At 70.4% G+C, this 17979-nt stretch carries 15 protein-coding genes; 11 read left to right on the top strand and 4 right to left on the bottom strand.

The window, feature by feature from the left end; all coding sequences use genetic code 11:
• The first annotated feature begins 381 nt into the window (after window positions 1–381).
• From ACFWWR_RS42010 to ACFWWR_RS42000, 3 genes are all read left to right on the top strand, one after another.
• Entirely contained in the window at window positions 382–831 is a 450-nt protein-coding gene (locus ACFWWR_RS42010; protein ID WP_384309343.1) for a cupredoxin domain-containing protein, read from the top strand.
• A 184-nt stretch (window positions 832–1015) separates the two neighbouring features.
• Window positions 1016–1309, top strand: a complete 294-nt coding sequence (locus tag ACFWWR_RS42005) for a heavy-metal-associated domain-containing protein (RefSeq protein WP_384309341.1) — start codon at window positions 1016–1018, stop codon at window positions 1307–1309.
• 112 nt (window positions 1310–1421) lie between these two features.
• Entirely contained in the window at window positions 1422–3710 is a 2289-nt protein-coding gene (locus ACFWWR_RS42000; RefSeq protein ID WP_383875625.1) for a heavy metal translocating P-type ATPase, read from the top strand.
• Window positions 3711–3828: 118 nt separating this feature from the next.
• Here the strand turns inward: ACFWWR_RS42000 and ACFWWR_RS41995 are convergent, their stop codons facing one another.
• From ACFWWR_RS41995 to ACFWWR_RS41985, 3 genes are all read right to left on the bottom strand, one after another.
• On the bottom strand, window positions 3829–4122 hold the full coding sequence (locus ACFWWR_RS41995; RefSeq protein ID WP_383875623.1) for a putative quinol monooxygenase: 294 nt from the start codon (window positions 4120–4122) through the stop codon (window positions 3829–3831).
• A gap of 29 nt (window positions 4123–4151) precedes the next feature.
• Window positions 4152–6713: a GH32 C-terminal domain-containing protein gene (locus ACFWWR_RS41990; protein ID WP_384309339.1), complete on the bottom strand. Its 2562-nt coding sequence runs from the start codon at window positions 6711–6713 to the stop codon at window positions 4152–4154.
• A 222-nt stretch (window positions 6714–6935) separates the two neighbouring features.
• Window positions 6936–7898: a carbohydrate kinase gene (locus ACFWWR_RS41985; protein ID WP_384309336.1), complete on the bottom strand. Its 963-nt coding sequence runs from the start codon at window positions 7896–7898 to the stop codon at window positions 6936–6938.
• A 264-nt stretch (window positions 7899–8162) separates the two neighbouring features.
• Here ACFWWR_RS41985 and ACFWWR_RS41980 point away from each other — a divergent pair, with 264 nt between their 5' ends.
• The 4 genes from ACFWWR_RS41980 to ACFWWR_RS41965 all read left to right on the top strand — a co-directional run bounded on the left by ACFWWR_RS41980 (window position 8163) and on the right by ACFWWR_RS41965 (window position 12266).
• Window positions 8163–9185: a sugar ABC transporter substrate-binding protein gene (locus tag ACFWWR_RS41980; protein WP_383875617.1), complete on the top strand. Its 1023-nt coding sequence runs from the start codon at window positions 8163–8165 to the stop codon at window positions 9183–9185.
• 145 nt (window positions 9186–9330) lie between these two features.
• Entirely contained in the window at window positions 9331–10326 is a 996-nt protein-coding gene (locus ACFWWR_RS41975; RefSeq protein WP_383875615.1) for an ABC transporter permease, read from the top strand.
• The gene (locus ACFWWR_RS41970) at window positions 10323–11159 is read left to right on the top strand and encodes an ATP-binding cassette domain-containing protein (RefSeq protein ID WP_383875613.1); all 837 of its coding nucleotides are present in this window, start codon (window positions 10323–10325) and stop codon (window positions 11157–11159) included. The genes ACFWWR_RS41975 and ACFWWR_RS41970 overlap by 4 nt, the downstream gene beginning before the upstream one ends.
• A 75-nt stretch (window positions 11160–11234) precedes the next feature.
• Window positions 11235–12266 carry a LacI family DNA-binding transcriptional regulator gene (locus ACFWWR_RS41965; protein ID WP_383875611.1) on the top strand — a complete coding sequence of 344 codons (1032 nt, stop codon included), beginning with the start codon at window positions 11235–11237 and terminating at the stop codon, window positions 12264–12266.
• 115 nt (window positions 12267–12381) lie between these two features.
• On the opposite strand, the gene ACFWWR_RS41960 is transcribed toward ACFWWR_RS41965, so the two are convergent.
• Entirely contained in the window at window positions 12382–13770 is a 1389-nt protein-coding gene (locus ACFWWR_RS41960) for a glycoside hydrolase family 43 protein (RefSeq protein WP_383875609.1), read from the bottom strand.
• A 257-nt stretch (window positions 13771–14027) separates the two neighbouring features.
• On the opposite strand from ACFWWR_RS41960, the gene ACFWWR_RS41955 reads away from it, so the two are divergent.
• The 4 genes from ACFWWR_RS41955 to ACFWWR_RS41940 all read left to right on the top strand — a co-directional run bounded on the left by ACFWWR_RS41955 (window position 14028) and on the right by ACFWWR_RS41940 (window position 17820).
• Window positions 14028–15452: an amidase gene (locus ACFWWR_RS41955; RefSeq protein WP_383875607.1), complete on the top strand. Its 1425-nt coding sequence runs from the start codon at window positions 14028–14030 to the stop codon at window positions 15450–15452.
• 26 nt (window positions 15453–15478) lie between these two features.
• Window positions 15479–15697 (top strand): hypothetical protein, encoded by a 219-nt coding sequence (locus ACFWWR_RS41950; protein WP_234390510.1) that lies wholly within the window; start codon window positions 15479–15481, stop codon window positions 15695–15697.
• Between the two features lie 135 nt (window positions 15698–15832).
• Window positions 15833–17320: an SPFH domain-containing protein gene (locus ACFWWR_RS41945; protein ID WP_383875605.1), complete on the top strand. Its 1488-nt coding sequence runs from the start codon at window positions 15833–15835 to the stop codon at window positions 17318–17320.
• A gap of 53 nt (window positions 17321–17373) precedes the next feature.
• Window positions 17374–17820 carry a type II toxin-antitoxin system PemK/MazF family toxin gene (locus tag ACFWWR_RS41940; protein ID WP_383875604.1) on the top strand — a complete coding sequence of 149 codons (447 nt, stop codon included), beginning with the start codon at window positions 17374–17376 and terminating at the stop codon, window positions 17818–17820.
• The last annotated feature ends 159 nt before the right edge of the window (window positions 17821–17979 follow it).

Below are 17979 nucleotides of genomic sequence, written 5' to 3'. Positions count from 1 at the left end.
GGCGGAAGGAGCACCCTTGCCCAGGAGGCCCGCAAGCGTGGGCCTTGCCGCCATTGTCGGGGACGACACCTCCCGCCCCAGGCCGGACATGACGCGGTGAGCCGGTGGCCCGCGACGGTGCCGATGCCCAAGCCGCCGCTGCCGGGCGAGGCCGGCAGCGGACCCCGCCGTGACCTTTCCTGGGTCGGAGGGCTCACTGGCCGGGTGGTTGCCCTAGGAAAGGTTGTCCAGGAAGCTGCACGGCACAGCCACGCGGCCGCCTGGCACCCGGAGACCCGGGGCGGACAATGGATCCAAGCGATTCATGCGCCCGGGCGGACTCGGGCTCCTTGATCCCCGGCCCAGGCCGCCCGTGGGCGCCCGTACGAAGGGCCCGATCCGATGTCGCCTTCACATCGCCGCCTACGTGCCGTACCACTGGCGCTCGGAGTTGCCGGCGCCCTGCTGCTCGCGTCCGCCTGTTCCGACGGGGATGACGAACCCTCCCCGGCCTCCCCTCGCCCCACTACCTCGTCCGCACCGCCGTCGCCGTCCGCACCGCCCTCGTCATCCACACCACCCTCGTCCGAATCCGCGGCCGCTCTTCGCATCACGACGGAGAACTTCGCGTACAGCCCGGCCGATCCGCAGGTGCGGCCGGGCCAGAAGGTCACCGTGGTCAACAAGGACTCCGCCGCGCACACCGTCACGGCCACGGACGGCGAGGCCTTCGACACCGGGAGCATCGCCGCGGGAGGGTCCGGGACGTTCACCGCCCCCTCGAAGGCGGGTCGGTACGCCTTCGTGTGCACCTTCCACCCGAACATGACAGGCACGTTGATCGTGCGTTGAGTCACCGAAGTCCTCGGCCGGCGCACGTGCCCCGCACGCGCACCGGCCGAAGTCATGCCCTGGGGAGACCGGGGGCTGGTATTAATACCCCTAGGGGGTATAGTTGTGGCGTCAGCGGGCGGGGCCGGGGAACCAGACCCCTCCCGGAGAACGGCCCACGTATCCCCACACTGAGGAAGTAGCGATGACCACCGAGACGAACCCCGGTTCCTGCTGCGGCTCCCACTCCTGCGGTTCCGACGCGGCGGTAGACGTCCAGGGCGCCGGCGTCACCACGGTCTACAGGGTGTCCGGAATGACCTGCGGCCACTGCGAGGGCGCGGTCTCCCAGGAGATCTCCGCTCTGGACGGCGTCACCGCGGTCAAGGCCGTCGCCGACACCGGCGAGGTGACCGTCACCTCCGCCGCCCCGCTCGAGGACGCGGCCGTCCGCGCCGCCGTCAACGAGGCCGGTTACGAGCTCGTCGGCCGCGCCTGACACCCTGGTCGAGGCCACCACAGCCCCGGACCCGCGAATTCCTCCCGCGCCGGAACGTACCGCCCCGCTGATACGGACGCCGTACGTCCCGGCCTCCCCCTGGAGATACGCAATGACCAGCACTGCTCCCGAGAAGACCCTCCCCGGCCCGGCACCCGAACCCGCCGCCGAGGTCGAGCTCTCCATCGGCGGCATGACCTGCGCCTCCTGCGCGGCGCGCATCGAGAAGAAGCTCAACCGCATGGACGGCGTCACGGCGACCGTCAACTACGCCACGGAGAAGGCGAAGGTCTCGTACGCGGAGGGGGTCGAGGTCGCCGACCTCATCGCCACCGTCGAGAAGACCGGATACACCGCCGAGGAACCGCCTGCGCCCGTATCCGGCGCCGACGCGGGAGACGAAGGCGAGGCCCGGATCGCTCCGGCGGCGGACGGTGAGCTGCTGTCCCTGCGCCAACGCCTGTACGTGTCGCTGGCGCTCACCGTGCCGGTCGTCCTGATGGCGATGGTGCCGGCCCTGCAGTTCGACAACTGGCAGTGGCTGTCGCTCACTCTGGCCGCTCCCGTCGTGGTGTGGGGCGCCTTCCCCTTCCACCGGGCCGCCTGGACGAACGTCCGGCACGGCGCCGCGACCATGGACACGCTGGTGTCGATCGGCACGCTCGCCGCGCTCGGCTGGTCGGTGTGGGCGCTCTTCTGGGGCGACGCCGGGATGCCGGGCATGCGGCACGGCTTCGAGTTCACCGTCTCCCGGGGGGACGGTTCCTCCTCCATCTACCTGGAGGCCGCGGCCGGGGTGACCACGTTCATCCTCGCCGGGCGCTATCTGGAGGCGAAGTCCAAGCGCAAGGCGGGTGCGGCGCTGCGGGCGCTCATGGAGCTGGGTGCCAAGGACGTGTCGGTGCTGCGCGGTGGCAAGGAAGTGCGTATCCCTGTCGGCCGGCTGGCTGTGGGTGACCACTTCGTCGTACGGCCCGGAGAGAAGATCGCCACCGACGGCACCGTCGTCGAGGGCGCGTCAGCGGTGGACGCCTCCATGCTGACCGGCGAGTCCGTGCCGGTGGACGTGGGCGTCGGGGACGCCGTGACCGGCGCGACCGTGAACGCGGGGGGCCGGATCGTCGTCGAGGCGACCCGCATCGGCGCGGACACCCAGCTCGCCCGGATGGCGAGGCTCGTCGAGGACGCACAGAACGGCAAGGCCGAGGTGCAGCGCCTCGCCGACCGGATCTCCGGGATCTTCGTGCCGGTGGTCATCTTCATCGCGGTCGCCACCTTCGGGGTATGGCTCGGTGCCACCGGCGACACCGTGGCCGCCTTCACCGCGGCCATCGCCGTCCTGATCATCGCCTGCCCCTGCGCCCTCGGACTCGCCACGCCGACGGCGCTGATGGTCGGCACGGGGCGCGGCGCCCAGCTCGGCATTCTCATCAAGGGCCCCGAGGTACTGGAGTCCACCCGCCGGGTCGACACCGTCGTCCTGGACAAGACCGGCACCGTGACCACGGGCCGTATGAAGCTCCAGGACGTCATCACCGCACCGGGCGTCGACGAGACCGAACTGCTGCGGTTGGCGGGTGCGCTGGAGCACGCCTCGGAACACCCCATCGCCCAGGCCGTCGCGGCCGGCGCGGCCGAGCGGGCCGGAAGCCTTCCCGTGCCGGAGAACTTCGAGAACGTCGCCGGCCTCGGCGTCCAGGGCGTCGTCGACGGCCACGCCGTGCTCGTCGGGCGGGAGAAGCTCCTCAAGGAGTGGGTGATCGACCTCCCTCAGGAACTGGCCGAGGCCAAGGCCGCCGCGGAGGCCGAGGGACGTACGGCGGTCGCCGTCGCCTGGGACGGCAAGGCCCGCGGTGTCCTCACCGTCGCCGACGCCATCAAGGAGACCAGCGCCGAAGCGGTGGCCGAACTGCGCGGGCTGGGCCTGAAGCCGGTCCTGCTGACCGGCGACAACCAGCTCGTCGCCGAGTCGGTCGCCAAGGCCGTCGGCATCGACGAGGTGATCGCGGAAGTCCTCCCGCAGGACAAGGTCGACGTGATCAAGCGACTGCAGGGCGAGGGCCGCACCGTCGCTATGGTCGGCGACGGCGTCAACGACGCGGCCGCCCTCGCCACCGCCGACCTGGGCCTGGCGATGGGTACCGGCACGGACGCGGCGATCGAGGCGGGCGACCTGACCCTCGTACGCGGCGACCTGCGGGCGGCCGCCGACGCCATCCGCCTGTCCCGCAGGACCCTGGCCACCATCAAGGGCAACCTCTTCTGGGCCTTCGGCTACAACATCGCCGCCCTGCCCCTCGCCGCCGCGGGCATGCTCAACCCGATGATCGCGGGAGCGGCGATGGCGTTCTCCTCGGTGTTCGTGGTGACCAACAGCCTGCGGCTGCGGTCCTTCACGTAGGCGTGAGTCAGTAGGCGTGACTCCGGGGCGCCCGGCCCAAAGGCCGGGCGCCCCGGGTGCGTGTACGTCGCCGTGCCCTCCTGACCGGCCGCCGTCAGGTCACCGGGTCAAGTGACCGTCACGTCACCGGGTCGAGGAAGGTCAGTACCGAGGCGTCCTCCTCGATCAGCGGGGTGAGCGCCATGTTGAACGGGCCGCCGTAGGGGGCCTTCAGATGCGCCTGGAAGGCGTCCTCGTCCCGGTACACCTCGAAGATCCAGTAGGCACGGGGGTCGGTCGCCTTGGTGTAGACGTCGAAGGCGAGGTTGCCTTCTTCCTGGCGCACCTTCTGCGCGTACTCCAGGACCAGGCGGGCGACCTCGTCCTGGGCGCCCTCGCGGGCGGTGAACTCGGCGAGCAGGGTCTTGTTCACGGTGGCGTCCTTCGTGTTCGGGATGGGGATCAGTCGCGGTAGGAGCCGAGGTGCCAGACGCGGGCCTGGTCCAGCTTCACCGAGCCGTTCTCGGCGAAGACCTCCACTCCCTGGCTTGCGGGGTCGGGGAAGATCTGGTCGGTGATCACCGCTTCGCCGCTGCCGCCGAAGACCTCGACGGACGACCGGTCGACGAGGATCCGCAGCTTCACCTTGCCGTTCTTGGCCTGCAGCGGGGCTCGTTGGACGCCGGGGAAGGTGCTGTTGAAGTCCACCGCGCCGGAGCGGGTGCGGTCGACGTACAGCTCGCGTGTCGTGGTGTCGTAGCCGATGACGGTCTCCTCGCCGCCCGCGCCGGTGCGCACCTTGAGGCCGAAGCGCGCGGCGTCCTTGAGGGAGAAGGTGGCCTCGATGTCGAGTGCCTCGCCCTTGGCCGCGGGGCCGATCAGGGGCCTGGTGGTGCTGTTGACGGTGACGCCGGTCGCCGTGGCCGGGCTGTTCTGCCGGAGGGACGCCAGGCTGTCGACCGGCTTGCTGGTGAGCCGGACCTGGCCGTCGACCGTGCGCAGGGCCATCTCGCGGGGGGTGCTCTGCGCGCCGCGCCAGGGGGAGGTGGGGATGGCGCCACCGTAGTCCCAGTTGTTCATCCAGCCGATCATGTACCGCTTGCCGCCCGGTGCGTGCTCCCAGGACACCGCCGCGTAGTAGTCCTTGCCGTAGTCGGCCCAGTCGGCGCGCTGCACGACGGACTTGGCGGCGGTGTCGGCGGCGGTGAACTGGTCGGCCATGATGTGACCCCAGCCGGCGGTGTTCATGTCGACGATCTGGATGCGTGCCTTCTTGCCGGCGTAGGGACGCATGTCGAAGGAGGCCCAGTCCAGGGTCTCGCTGTTGGAGCCGGTGGCGCTGCGGACGATCTGGCCGTCGACGACCAGGTTGACGGACGTCTCCTGGGAGACGGGCTGGGCCGCGGTGTCGGACAGCAAGATGTGGTCGACGTTGAGGTGGCCCCAGCCGCCGGTGTGGTCGTCGACGATCCTGATCCGCGCCTTCTTGCCGGCGAGGTCGCCGACGTCCCAGGACGCCCAGTTGAGCGCCTCACCGTCCTTTCCGGTGGCGCTGCGCACCACTTGACCGTCGACGAGGAGTTCTACGGCGGTGGGTTCGGCGGAGCCGGCAGGGTGGTTGCCGCCGCCGATGAGGAAGTTGATGTGGTTCTTGTCGATGGTGAATTCGGGTGAGGTGAGGGTGCCGGTGGTGGAGTCGCCGTTCAGGTAGGTGTTGACCAGGCCGTTGCCCAGGAAGCCGGAGACTTCCTGCTGGTTGGGCAGGGTGCCGGTGGCCGGTGCCGAGCCGAAGGCGTCTCCGGTCGTCGTCCACTCGCCGTAGCTGCCGCCTTCGAAGTCGGCGAGGATCGTGCCCTCGGGCGGCGGTCCCTGCTCCATGACGGTTCCGGACTCGTGCGGGTGCCGTCCGCCGCCGACCTTGAAGTTCAGGTAGGGGCTGTCGACGGTGAAGTCGGGCGAGGTGAGGGTGCCGGTGGTGGCGTCACCCGCGTGGAAGCTGTTGGCGAGTCTCTTGCCGTCGAAGCCGTCGACGGTCCCCTGCCCGGCCACTGCCCCGGCCGCCGGTCCGTCGCCGAACGCGGTGCCGGTGGTCGCCCAGGTACCGAAGTCGGTGCCCTCGAAGTCCTGGACCACCGTGCCGGTGGGCGGGGTGTAGCTGCCCTTGTCGTCCGCGGTGAACTTCTTGCCGTCGAAGTCGCCGACGAAGTACTGGGCTGCCGAACCCCCGGCGATACCACCGGGGTTGATGTTGACGACCAGGACCCACTTGATGTTGTTCTCGTCCCCGTCGACCGCGAGGGGGAACAGGTCGGGGCACTCCCACACGCCGCCCGTCGCGCCGGCCGGCCCGAACTCGCTGAGCGGGTCCCAGTCCTTGAGGTTCTTCGACGAGTAGAACCTCACCTTGTGCTCGGTGGACAGCGACACCGTCATCAGCCAGCTCTTGGTCGGCGCGTACCACTGGACCTTGGGGTCGCGGAACTCCTTGGAGCCGATGTCGATGACCGGATTGCCCTGGTACTTGGTCCAGGTACGGCCGCGGTCGGTGCTGTAGGCGAGCGACTGGGCCTGGATGCCCGTGGCCTTGTTGAGGCTGGTGTAGATCGCCACCATGGGCGGGTTCTTCCTGGTGCCGAAGCCGGTGGTGTTGTCCCGGTCGACGACCGCGCTGCCGGAGAAAACCATCTCCTCGTCGTCGTGCGACAGGGCGAGCGGCAGCTCCTTCCAGTGCACGAGGTCCTTGCTCACCGCGTGCCCCCAGGACATGTCGCCCCAGGAGTTGCCGTTCGGGTTGTACTGGTAGAAGAGGTGGTACTCGCCCTGGTAGTACACGAGGCCGTTGGGATCGTTCATCCAGTTCTTCTCCGGCGTGAAGTGGAACTGGGGCCGGTAGTTCTCGGAGTACGGCGGGGGGTCGGCAGCGACGGCCTGGGGGGCCAGCGGGGCTGCGGACAGGGCGAAGACGGTCGCCACCGCCGCGATCATCCGTCTGCGGGCATGCCGGGATACACGTCCAGAGCTCATGGGATCTCCTGTGCCGCGGCCGTCCACACCACGGAGCCTGCTGCCCGGCGCGGAGCGACCGAAAGGTGACGCCTTGCCACCGCCGTCGTCCGGGGCGCCGACAAGGAGTGTCATCGTTGACTTGTGTCATCGATGACATCAAGTGGCCCGATGATGAGGGCAACCCGGCCGATGCGTCAACCAGTCCGGGCGTGATGTGCCCTTACTCGGCTGGCCTGCCTGTCATGCGCCGTCAGCCGTGGCGAGCTGGGCCAACTGGCTCCGCCACGGCGGATTGGGGCCGGGAACCGAGCAGGTCAGAGCCGCGACCCGGACGGCGAACCGGCACGCTTCCGCGACGTCGTCGAGACGGAGTTCTGTCAGCCGGCCGCCGAGGAGGCCGTGTACGCCGAGGTGGTGCAGAAGCCCGGCGGTGAAGGAGTCGCCCGCCCCGACCGTGTCGACGACGGTCGTCGCCACCGCGGGCACCTGAATCCGTTCGCCGTCGAGTGACGCCAGGACGCCGTCCGCGCCCCGCGTGATCACGACGAGCCGCGCACCGGCCGCGTGCCAGATGTCGCACGCCTGCTCGGGCGGCGTTCCCGGCAGCAGGAGTGCGAGGTCGTCCTCGCTCAGCCGGAGGATGTCGGCGAGGGCGCACCAGTGCGCCAGCCGGGCCCGGTAGACCTCGGGATGTACGAGCAGTGGCCGGACGTTGGGGTCGATGCTGATGGTCGCTCGCGGTGCGGCCTGGGCGAGGAACTCCTCCACCGCCTCCGCCCCGGGCCGCTGGACCAGGGCCAGGGATCCGGTGTGCACGCAGGCGGCTTCGGACAGGTCCACCCGCGCGAGTTCCTCGGCCGTCCACTGCCAGTCGGCCGTGTTCTGCGCGTGGAAGGAGAAGGCGGCCTGCCCCTCGGCGTCCAGTTCTGCCACGGCCAGGGTGCTCGGCTCAGCGGCTTGGACGGCACTCGACAGGTCCACTCCGGAGGCCTCCAGGTGGGCCCGGAACAAGCGGCCGAACACGTCGCCGGACAACCGCGCGAGGAAGCGGGCCGGGGTGCCGAGCCGGGCCAGGGCCACCGCCGTGTTCGCCGGGCCGCCGCCGGGCAGGACGCGCAGGGCGAGTTCGTTCGAGGTGCTTGCGGGTTCGGCGAACGCGTCGGCGACGCACTCCCCCAGGACGGTGATCTGACGCGGGCTCATGGGCTGCTCTTCTCTGAGGAACGTCGTCTGACGAACGTGCGGGCAGGCCGGACGCGTCGTGGCGCGGCTGCCGGACGGCTAGGAGCGGGCACCGGTCTCGGGGCGTTGCCGATTTGTGACGAGCACAGGGCATTGACGTTTCCGGGAGACGGAGTCCATCATCCTCGCCATGCGGTGTCAACGATGACATAAGTCAACGATGACACCGCGGGACGGCATGCTCCGATGCCGACCGCGCCGCTCGCAATCCCGCAGGAGTCGTTCATGCCTCGCACCGCTCGTCTGCCCCTGTCCCTCCTCAGAGCCGCTGCGTGCACGGGCATCGCGGCACTCACCCTGACGGCCTGCGGATCCGGCTCCGGATCGAGCTCCGCGGGCACCGGATCGGGCGACGTCAAGGTCGGTCTGATCACCAAGACCGACACCAACCCGTTCTTCGTGAAGATGAAGGAGGGCGCGGAGAAGGCCGCGAAGGCCGAGGGCGTCAAGCTCATGACCGCGGCCGGCAAGTTCGACGGCGACAACGCCGGTCAGATCACGGCCATCGAGAACATGGTCGCCTCCGGGGTGAAGGGCATCCTGATCACCCCGAGCGACTCCAAGGCCATCGTCCCCGCGATCGCGAAGGCCCGCGCCAAGGGCGTCCTGGTCATCGCCCTGGACACCCCGACCGAGCCGGAGAGCGCGGTCGACGCCCTCTTCGCCACCGACAACGTCAAGGCCGGCGAGCTGATCGGCCAGTACGCCAAGGCCGCCATGAAGGGCAAGACCGCCAAGATAGCCACCCTCGACCTCGCGCCGGGCGTGTCCGTCGGCGTCCAGCGGCACGACGGCTTCCTCAAGGGCTTCGGCATCGAGGAGAAGGACCCGGCGGTCGTCTGCTCCCAGGACACCGGAGGCGACCAGGCCAAGGGGCAGACGGCGATGGAGAACTGCCTCCAGAAGGAGCCCGGCATCAACGTCGTCTACACGATCAACGAACCGGCCGCACTCGGCGCGTACACCGCGCTCAAGGCCAAGGGCCGGGAGAAGGACGTCCTGATCGTCTCCGTCGACGGCGGCTGCACCGGGACCCAGGCCGTCAAGGACGGCAAGATCGCCGCCACTTCGCAGCAGTACCCGCTGAAGATGGCCTCCGAGGGCGTCAAGGCCGTCGTGACGTACGCCAAGGACGGCAAGAAGGCGTCCGGTTACACCGACACGGGCGTCACCCTGATCTCCGACAAGGCGCAGACGGGGGTCACGTCCAAGGACACCGGTTACGGCCTGGAGAACTGCTGGGGCTGAGCCGTCCCCGAGGCCCGTACGCCTCCGCCTCTCTCCTCAGCGGGGCGGCCGTCCCTTCCTCCCTGACCGGGGCGGCCGCCCGCTCGTCCTCTTGTCCGCCGACCAGGGCGGGCAACGACTTGACGTCTTCCGACAAGGATTTCGCATGACAGCCACGACCTCGCCGTACGCCGAGCTCAAAGCACCGACCACGGCCCGCCGACTGCTCACGGCACCGACCACCGGCCCGCTCGTCGCTCTCCTCCTGGCCTGCGCCTTCTTCTCCTTCTCGACCGACCAGTTCCTCACGGGCGGCAACTTCTCGCTGATCGTGCAGCAGGTCATGGTCGTCGGCACCCTCGCCATCGGACAGACCCTGATCATCCTCACAGCGGGTATCGACCTGTCGTGCGGTGCGGTGATGGCGTTCGGCAGCATCGTGATCGCCAAGATGGCCGCCGAGGGCTCCCTGCCCCCGCTCGTCGCCATCGCCCTGGGCCTGGTGGTCTGCGGCGGGTTCGGGTTGCTCAACGGGCTGTTGGTGCAGAAGATCCCGCTGCCGCCGTTCATCGTCACCCTCGGCATGCTCAACGTGGCGTTCGCGCTGACCCACATCTACTCCGAGGAGCAGACGGTCACCAACCTGCCCGGTCCGCTGACGGCCCTCGGGCAGACCTTCCCGCTCGGACACACCGACATCACGTACGGCTCCCTGGTCACCATCGCCCTGTTCCTGCTGCTCGCCTACGCACTGAGCAGCACCGGCTGGGGCCGGCACGTCCACGCGCTGGGCGACAGCCCCGAAGCGGCGCGGCTGAACGGCATCCGCACCTCCCGGCTGGCCATCGGCGTCTACACCGTGGCCGGTCTCCTCTACGGCATCGCCGCCCTGCTGCTCATCTCCCGCACCGGAGTCGGCGACCCCCAGGCCGGACAGACCGACAACCTCGACAGCATCACCGCCGTGGTCCTCGGCGGCACCAGCCTCTTCGGCGGACGCGGTTCGGTCCTGGGCACCTTCATCGGCGTCCTCATCGTCGGCGTCTTCCGCAACGGCCTGCAGCTCATGGGCGTCGCCTCCATCTACCAGACCCTGATCACCGGAGTCCTGGTGATCCTCGCGGTGACCGTCGACCAGCTCTCCCGGAAGAAGGCCCGATGACTGCCACCTCCTCCCCCACCCCCGTGCTGCAGGCCCGCGGTCTGGTCAAGCGCTACGGCCATGTCACCGCCATCGACGGCGCCGACTTCGACCTGCTGCCCGGCGAGGTCCTCGCCGTCATCGGCGACAACGGAGCGGGCAAGACCAGCCTGATCAAGGCGCTCACCGGCGCGGTCACCCCCGACGCGGGCGAGATCCGTCTCCACGGCGAACCCATCACCTTCTCCGGGCCGCAGAGCGCACGCGCCCACGGCATCGAGACGGTCTATCAGGACCTCGCCGTGGCCGCCTCCATGGACATCGCCTCGAACATGTTCCTCGGACGCGAGCTGCGTCGCCCCGGCGCCCTCGGCAGTGTCTTCCGCATGCTGGACAAGAAGCGCATGCGCCAGGAGGCCGCCGAGCACATGGCCGACCTGAAGATCGGTCTGCGCTCGCTGACGCAGGCGGTGGAGACGCTGTCCGGCGGGCAGCGGCAGGCCGTCGCGGTCGCCCGTTCCGTCGCCTGGGCCCGCAGCGTCGTCGTCATGGACGAACCCACCGCCGCCCTCGGCGTCAAGGAGTCCGGTCAGGTCCTGGACCTCATCCGCCGCGTCCGGGACAAGGGCATGCCGGTCGTCCTGATCAGTCACAACATGCCGCACGTCTTCGAGATCGCCGACCGGATCCACGTCCACCGACTGGGCCGGCGTGCCGCCGTGATCAAGCCCTCCGACTACTCCATGGCGGAGGTCGTCGCCATCATGACCGGCGCGCTGACCGTCGACGAGGCCGGAGATACTGTCGTAGCGGATTCCAAGGCGGCGAAGGCCGCGGGCGTCCAGGCCACCTGACGTACGACTGAAGCACTCACCGATTCCGGCCGAGGCCGCGGCCGGAACCGACGAGCACAGGAGACCGTTTCCTCCATGGCAGCGAACCGCCGCCCCACCCTGGCAGACGTCGCCCGAGAAGTCGGCGTCAGCGCCAAGACCGTCTCCCGCGTCCTCAACGAGGACGGGCCCGCCTCGGCGCAGACCCGGGAACAGGTTCTCGCCGCCGTGGCCAAGCTCGGCTTCCAGCCCAACCTCATGGCCCGCAACATCCGGGTCGGCGGACCCGACACCACCATCGGACTGGTCGTCCCGGACCTCGGCAACCCGTTCTTCGGAGCCGTGGCCCGGAGCATCGAGGACACCGTCCGCGACCGCGGCCTGACCCTGCTGATGGGCTCCTCCGCGGACGATCCGGACCGCGAACGCGCGCTGACGGACAAGTTCCTCGCCCGCCGTGTCAGCATCCTGCTGGTCGTACCGTCGGTCGGCGCCGACCACTCCCACCTCAAGACCCACCGCGCCACGGGCCTGCCCGTCGTCTTCATCGACCGTCCGGGCGTGGGTCTGGCCACGGACAGCGTCGTCAGCTCCAACCGCGCGGGCGCCCATGACGGCGTCGCCCACCTCATCGCCCACGGGCACCGGCGCATCGGCTTCATCGGCGACCTGCCCACCAAGCTCTACACCCGCCGCGAGCGACTGGCCGGATACCGCACCGCGCTGCAGGAAGCCGACCTGCCCGCCGACCGCTCCCTGGTCACCAACGCTCACAACCAGCACGGGGCCTCGGCCGCGACCGCCCAGCTCCTGGACCTGGCGGATCCCGCCACCGCCCTGTTCGCCGGCAACAACATCGTCGCGCTGGGCATCATCACCGAACTCGCCCGTAGCAAGCGCAGGGACGTCGCCGTCGTCGCCTTCGACGACGTGGAGCTCGCCGAGGCGCTCGAGCCGGCCCTGACCGTCGTCGCCCAGGACGCCGAGGAGATCGGCAGAACGGCAGCGGCCACCGCCCTGGCTCGTCTGGACGGCGACCGCTCCCGCGGCCGCACGATCACCGTGCCCACCCGGCTGATCGTCCGGGGGTCGGGGGAGCGGCCGGCTTCCGCGCCGCGAGAGGCATGACCATGGACGCGCCCGGCACGGGCCGACGTACCGCCGGGCTCGTGTCCGGGCGCACAGCGACGACCAGGACCGAGCCCGACGGCTTCCTCCGTCACCGGGTCGGCGGTGCTGCGGCTCAGGCCCAGGCTGTCGCCGGCACGAACGAACTGTCCTGTCGGAACAGGTCCGTCCCGTCGGTGCGGTCCACGCGGAGCTGGTAGTTGTAGTGGCGCAGGTAGTAGCCCGGGTAGTTGTACGACTCGAAGCGCAGTGAGCCGCTCGCCGTGCCGGTGCGGGCGATGAACGTGGCGTCCCTGGCGAAGGTCGACGTCCCGTTGTTCGCGTCGAAGCGGCCGCGGAAGTCCCAGTGGCGCAGGTAGTTGCCGGCGGCGTCCCGGAAGGAGTAGGCGTTCGCGTCGGCGAGGCCCGCGACGACGGTGAAGGTGGACGCCTGCTTCTCGGCGGTGGTGCTGGAGCTGCTCACCACGGGGAGGTTGAGCAGGGACGACTGGGACTGCCAGTAGCGGGTGGAGAAGTTGGCCGACCGGAAGGAGCGGGTGACGTTCTTCGCCAGGGTCGGGCCGCCCGAGACGGTCTCCTTGATCACCGTGAAGTGCCGTGCCGTACCGGAGACCACGGGCAGCGCGGCCGGGGCGGACCAGGTGGCGAAGGTGTCGTAGCTGTCGCTGTAGTAGTAGTTGCCGTCGCCGTAGCCGTCGAAGAAGATCCGCCAGCCGCCGTTGTCGAGCTGTACCAGCGCCGGGCCCTCGCGGTAGCTGCCCCAGCCCGCCCAGTCGCCGGTGCGGCTGATGGTGTAGGGGCCGGTGAGCTTGGACGCCGTGGCGTACTCGATGTATTTCGCCGTCTCGTTCTTCGTGAAGGCGTGGTACGTCGAGCCGATCTTCACTATGTACGTGTCGATGTGGTTGGCGCCGATGCCGGACAGGGCGACCGGTGAAGTCCACGCGGTGAGACCGGAGTTGGTGGCCTTCAGCAGGTACGGGGTGAAGATCCACTCGTCGTTGGCCGTCGAGCAGGACACGATGACGTTCACGCTGCCGTCGCTGTCGACGAACCACTCCGGCGCCCAGGCCCGGGACAGGTTGGCGATCGGGACCGTGTAGTCGTACAGGAAGGTCCAGTTGACCCGGTCGGAGCTGCGGGCGAAGCCGATGGTCGTGCTCGTGTCCTGCCAGGTGTGGGTCGTGTAGGTGATGTAGTAGTAGCCGTCCGTGTGCTTGAAGACGCTCGCGTCGCGGATGCGGTTGCTGGGCGGGGTGTAGGCGGACGACTTGGCCAGCCGGAAGTCGGTGGCGTCGTCGGACTGGTACACGTTCACCGTGCCGTCGTTGCTGTTGAGGAACGGCACGATGGTGTAGCGGGTCGCGGAACCGCTCGGCGGGGCGGCGGCCGAGGCCGTGCCGAGCAGTCCGGGCATCTCGCCCAGGACGAGCGCCGAGGCGGGCAGGACGGCCATCGCCCGCAGCAGGGTGCGGCGCGACGGCGCGGGGGGTCGTGTGGTCACGGGCGGCTCTCCCTCGGACACAAACACATGCGGCTCTGACGTTCGAGATTCCGAACCAGGTTCGGAAAGTCGATCGAAAGGTAGGGCCGAGGGTGGGGCGCGTCAATGGTTCGCGCAGGACTCCCTGAGGCCTGTGGGAAAGCTGTGGCGTGCACCGACGCGGTGCGGCGGAACCGGTCCCTCCCGCACGGGCGTTCCGCCGCGCTGCCGCCGGAGACTACCGTTCGGTAGACAACGCCCTCCCGGAGGTGTCCCGCATGACGCTCGACCGTTCCGAAGGCCTCGCGGAGTCCGCCCGTGCGCTCGCCGAGGGGGAGGTGACGTCCCGGTCGCTGGTGGAGCGGGCGCTGGCGCGGATCGAGGCGACGCAGACCACGCTGAACGCCTTCAGGCTCGTACGGACCGAGGCGGCGCTCGCCGAGGCCGCGGCAGCGGACCGGGAGCTGGCCGCCGGGGTGCGCAAGCCGCTGCTAGGGGTGCCGGTGGCGGTCAAGGACGACATGGACGTGGCGGGCGAGCCGACCGCGTTCGGCTGCCGGGGCGAGTTCCCGCCGGTCGCCGAGGACGGCGAGGCGGTACGGCGGCTGCGCGCCGCCGGAGCCGTGATCGTCGGCAAGACCAACACCTGCGAGTTCGGGCAGTGGCCGTTCACCGAGGGCCCCGCCTTCGGCGCGACCCGCAATCCGTGGAGCACGGAGCACACCCCCGGCGGCTCGTCCGGCGGTTCGGCCGCCGCCGTCGCCGCCGGTCTGGTGCCGGCCGCGCTCGGCTCGGACGGCGCCGGTTCGGTGCGGATTCCGGCCTCCTGGACCCATCTCGTCGGCATCAAACCGCAGCGCGGCCGGATCTCCACCTGGCCGCGCGGCGAGTCCTTCCAGGGCATCACGGTCAACGGAACGCTGGCCCGTACGGTCGCCGACGCGGCCCTGCTGCTGGACGCGGCGGCCGGCAACCACGCACGGGACCCGCACCGGCCGCCGGCCGTCGACGCCCTGGAAGCGACAAGGCGCGACCCGGGCCGACTGCGCATCGCGCTCTCCCTGAAGCCGCCGTTCACCGCCCTGCCCGCGCGGCTGAGGCCGGAGGTGCGCGCACGGATCGTCCAACTCGCCGAGAAGCTGAGCGACTTGGGGCACGTCGTCGAGGAGGCCGACCCCCCGTACGGCCAGATCGGGCTGACCTTCGTACCGCGCGCCACCGCCGGTCTCGCCGAGCGCGTCCGCGAGGCGCCCTTCCCCGCCCTTCTCGACCGCCGCACCCGCGACGCCGCCCGGCTGGGCGGGCTGCTCGGCGGGGTGCCGCTGCGGGCGGCCCGACGCGCGGAGGCGGTCCTGCACCGGCGTATCGGCGGGTTCTTCACGACGTACGACGTGATCCTCGCGCCGACCACGGCCGCTCCCCCGCCGCGCATCGGGGCGCTGCTGAGCCTGGGCGGCCTCGCCACCGACCGCGCGATGATCGCGGCCTGCCCCTACGCCTGGCCGTGGAACGTGCTGGGCTGGCCCGGGGTGAACGTCCCCGCCGGTTTCGTGGGCGGCGGTCTACCGGTCGGTGCCCAGCTGCTCGGACCGGCGAACAGTGAGCCGCTGCTGGTCTGCCTCGCCGCACAGCTGGAGGCGGAACTGCGCTGGCACTCGGCGTGGCCGCCGGAGCACGCGGTCACGGACTCCCCGGCCGCGTAACGGCTTGCGGCCCGTACCCTGTGACCATGGACGACGCGTCGATGGTCGGGCTCATGGGACGGGTAACCGGGGCGGTCGGGCCCGGACTGGTCGGCGAGGTGATCGTCCGCGTGCGCGGCGGCGCCGAGCACTTCCTCGCCTACCCCGCCTCCGGCACTGACCGCATCGAGCGTGGCACGGTGGTCATGGTCGTGGAGTACCTACCGCCGAGAACGGTCTACGTGCAGGCGGCGTACGACAGTTGAGCCCGCTTCCCCGCAGGTGAGACCGGGTTTGTATCAAGGTTTCGACAAGGATGCGTCAGCGTCTGTACCCAGGGCGTCGCACAGGCGCACACTCCCTTCGTTCGGTGCCGAAAGGGCACCATCCAAAGGGGGCGTATGCCGATGGTTGTCGGCGTCGTTGCGGGGGTGGCGGTTGCCGCCGTCCTCGTTCTGATCGGTCTGTTCAAGATGATGTGGCGTGTCGCTGAACCGAACGAGGCACTGATCATCTCCGGCTCCAAGCACAAGACGGAGGGCCTTGAGGCGGGCATGGGCTTCCGTATCGTCACCGGACGCGGCACGCTCGTGCTGCCCGGAGTGCAGGCGGTGCGCAAGCTCTCGCTCGACCTGAACGAGACCGAACTGCATGTGGACTGCGTGACCCACCAGGGCATTCCGCTCAAGGTGCGGGGCGTGGTCATCTTCAAGGTCGGCGACGACTTCGTGTCGATCGCGAACGCCGGCCGCCGTTTCCTCGACCAGCAGAAGCTGATGTCCGAGCGGGTGCACAACGTCTTCGCCGGTCATCTGCGCTCCATCGTGGGCGGGTTGACGGTCGAGGACATGATCCGCGACCGGGAGAAGCTCACCGGGCAGACCCGGGCGGCCTGCGGCACGGAGATGGAGAAGCTGGGCCTGATCGTCGACTCGCTGCAGATCCACGAGATCGAGGACCCGACCGGGTACATCCAGAACCTGGCGATGCCGCACGCGGCGGCCGTCCAGCGGGACGCGCGGATCGCGCAGGCGGAGGCGAACCGGCTGGCCACCGAGGCGGAACAGCAGTCGTACGCGCGGATGGCCGAGGCGACCCGGGACAGCGAGATCCTCCAGGCCGGCTACCAGGCCGAGCGCGACAAGGCCGGGGCGAAGGCCCGCCAGGCCGGACCGCTCGCCGACGCCGCGGCCCGGCAGGAGGTCGTCGTCCAGGAGACTCGGGTCTCCGAGCTCGAGGTGCAGCGGCGTGAGCAGCAGCTCCAGGCGGACGTCCGCAAGCCGGCCGACGCGCAGGCCTACGAGAAGCGGACGATGGCCGAGGCCGAGCGCGACGCGCGCATCTCCGCGGCCCAGGCCAAGGCGAAGGAGACGGAGCTGGCGGCCGCGGCGGAGGCGACCCGGGTCAAGACGGCCGCGGGCGCCGAGGCGGAGGCCACCAGGGCCCGGGGCACCGCCATGGCGGCGGCCACCCGCGCCACCGGCGAGGCCGAGGCGGCCGCGGCACAGGCCAGGGGCCTCGCGGAAGCCGAGGCGGCCAAGGCCAAGGGGCTCGCGGAGGCGGACGCCATCAAGGCACGCGCCGCCGCCCTCGCCGAGAACCAGGAGGCCGTCGTCGCCCAGCAACTCGCCGAGAACTGGCCGGAGATCGTGAGGGCCGGCGCGTCCGCCTTCGGCAGCGTCGACAACATGGTGGTGCTCAACGGCGCCGACGGTATGGCGGAGATGCTCACCAAGGCGCTCACCATGGGCGGCACGGGGCTCGGCCTGGCCCGCCAGCTGCTGGCCTCGATGAACCAGAACGGGCAGGCCGTGAACGGGACTTCGTCCCTCAACGGGGTTGTGCCGCCACCGCTCCAGAAGGTGCCGGTGGAGAAGGACGGGGGATGACGGGCGAGGGGTGAGAGAACCGGCTCGGGGGCGCGGGCTCTAACGTTACGTCCGTGACTGCGTCTACCGAAGAGAACGTCCCCGGCCGGTTCGGCCCCTCCGCCACGACCGAGGCCGACCCCCGTGAGGTGGGCCGGGTGCGCACGGAGTACTCGCCCGCGCACGACGGGGACCCGGATCCCGGCGAGATCGTCTGGACCTGGGTCCCCTACGAGGAGAACGACGGCCGGGGCAAGGACCGTCCCTTGCTGGTCGTCGCCCGCGAGGCCGGCGGCACCTTCCTGGCCGTCCAGCTGTCGAGCAAGCGGCACGACGGCGACCGGGAGTGGGTGCCGATCGGCAGCGGGCCCTGGGACCGGTCCGGGCGGGACTCGTGGGTCGACGTGGACCGTGTACTGCGGCTGCACGAGGCCGGCATGCGCCGGGAGGCGTGCGCCCTGGACCGGATGCGGTTCAACCTCGTCCGGCACCGGTTGCGGGAGCGCTACGGCTGGAGCTGACGGCCACCGGTACGGGAAGCCGCCAGGCCGCTCCCGCCGATCGCCCCGGACAAGCCGATCGCGCCCGAACCAGCCGTTTTGAGCAAGCCGATCGCCTCGAACGACGTGAGGTCGCGCGGCCCCCGCGCCACCCGCGCCACCCCCCGCCGCCCCCGGCCC

The organism is Streptomyces sp. NPDC058678 (assembly GCF_042714835.1).
Classification (GTDB): domain Bacteria; phylum Actinomycetota; class Actinomycetes; order Streptomycetales; family Streptomycetaceae; genus Streptomyces.
The sequence above is the reverse complement of the archived record's forward strand: the minus strand, read 5'-3'. Positions and strand labels throughout refer to the sequence as shown.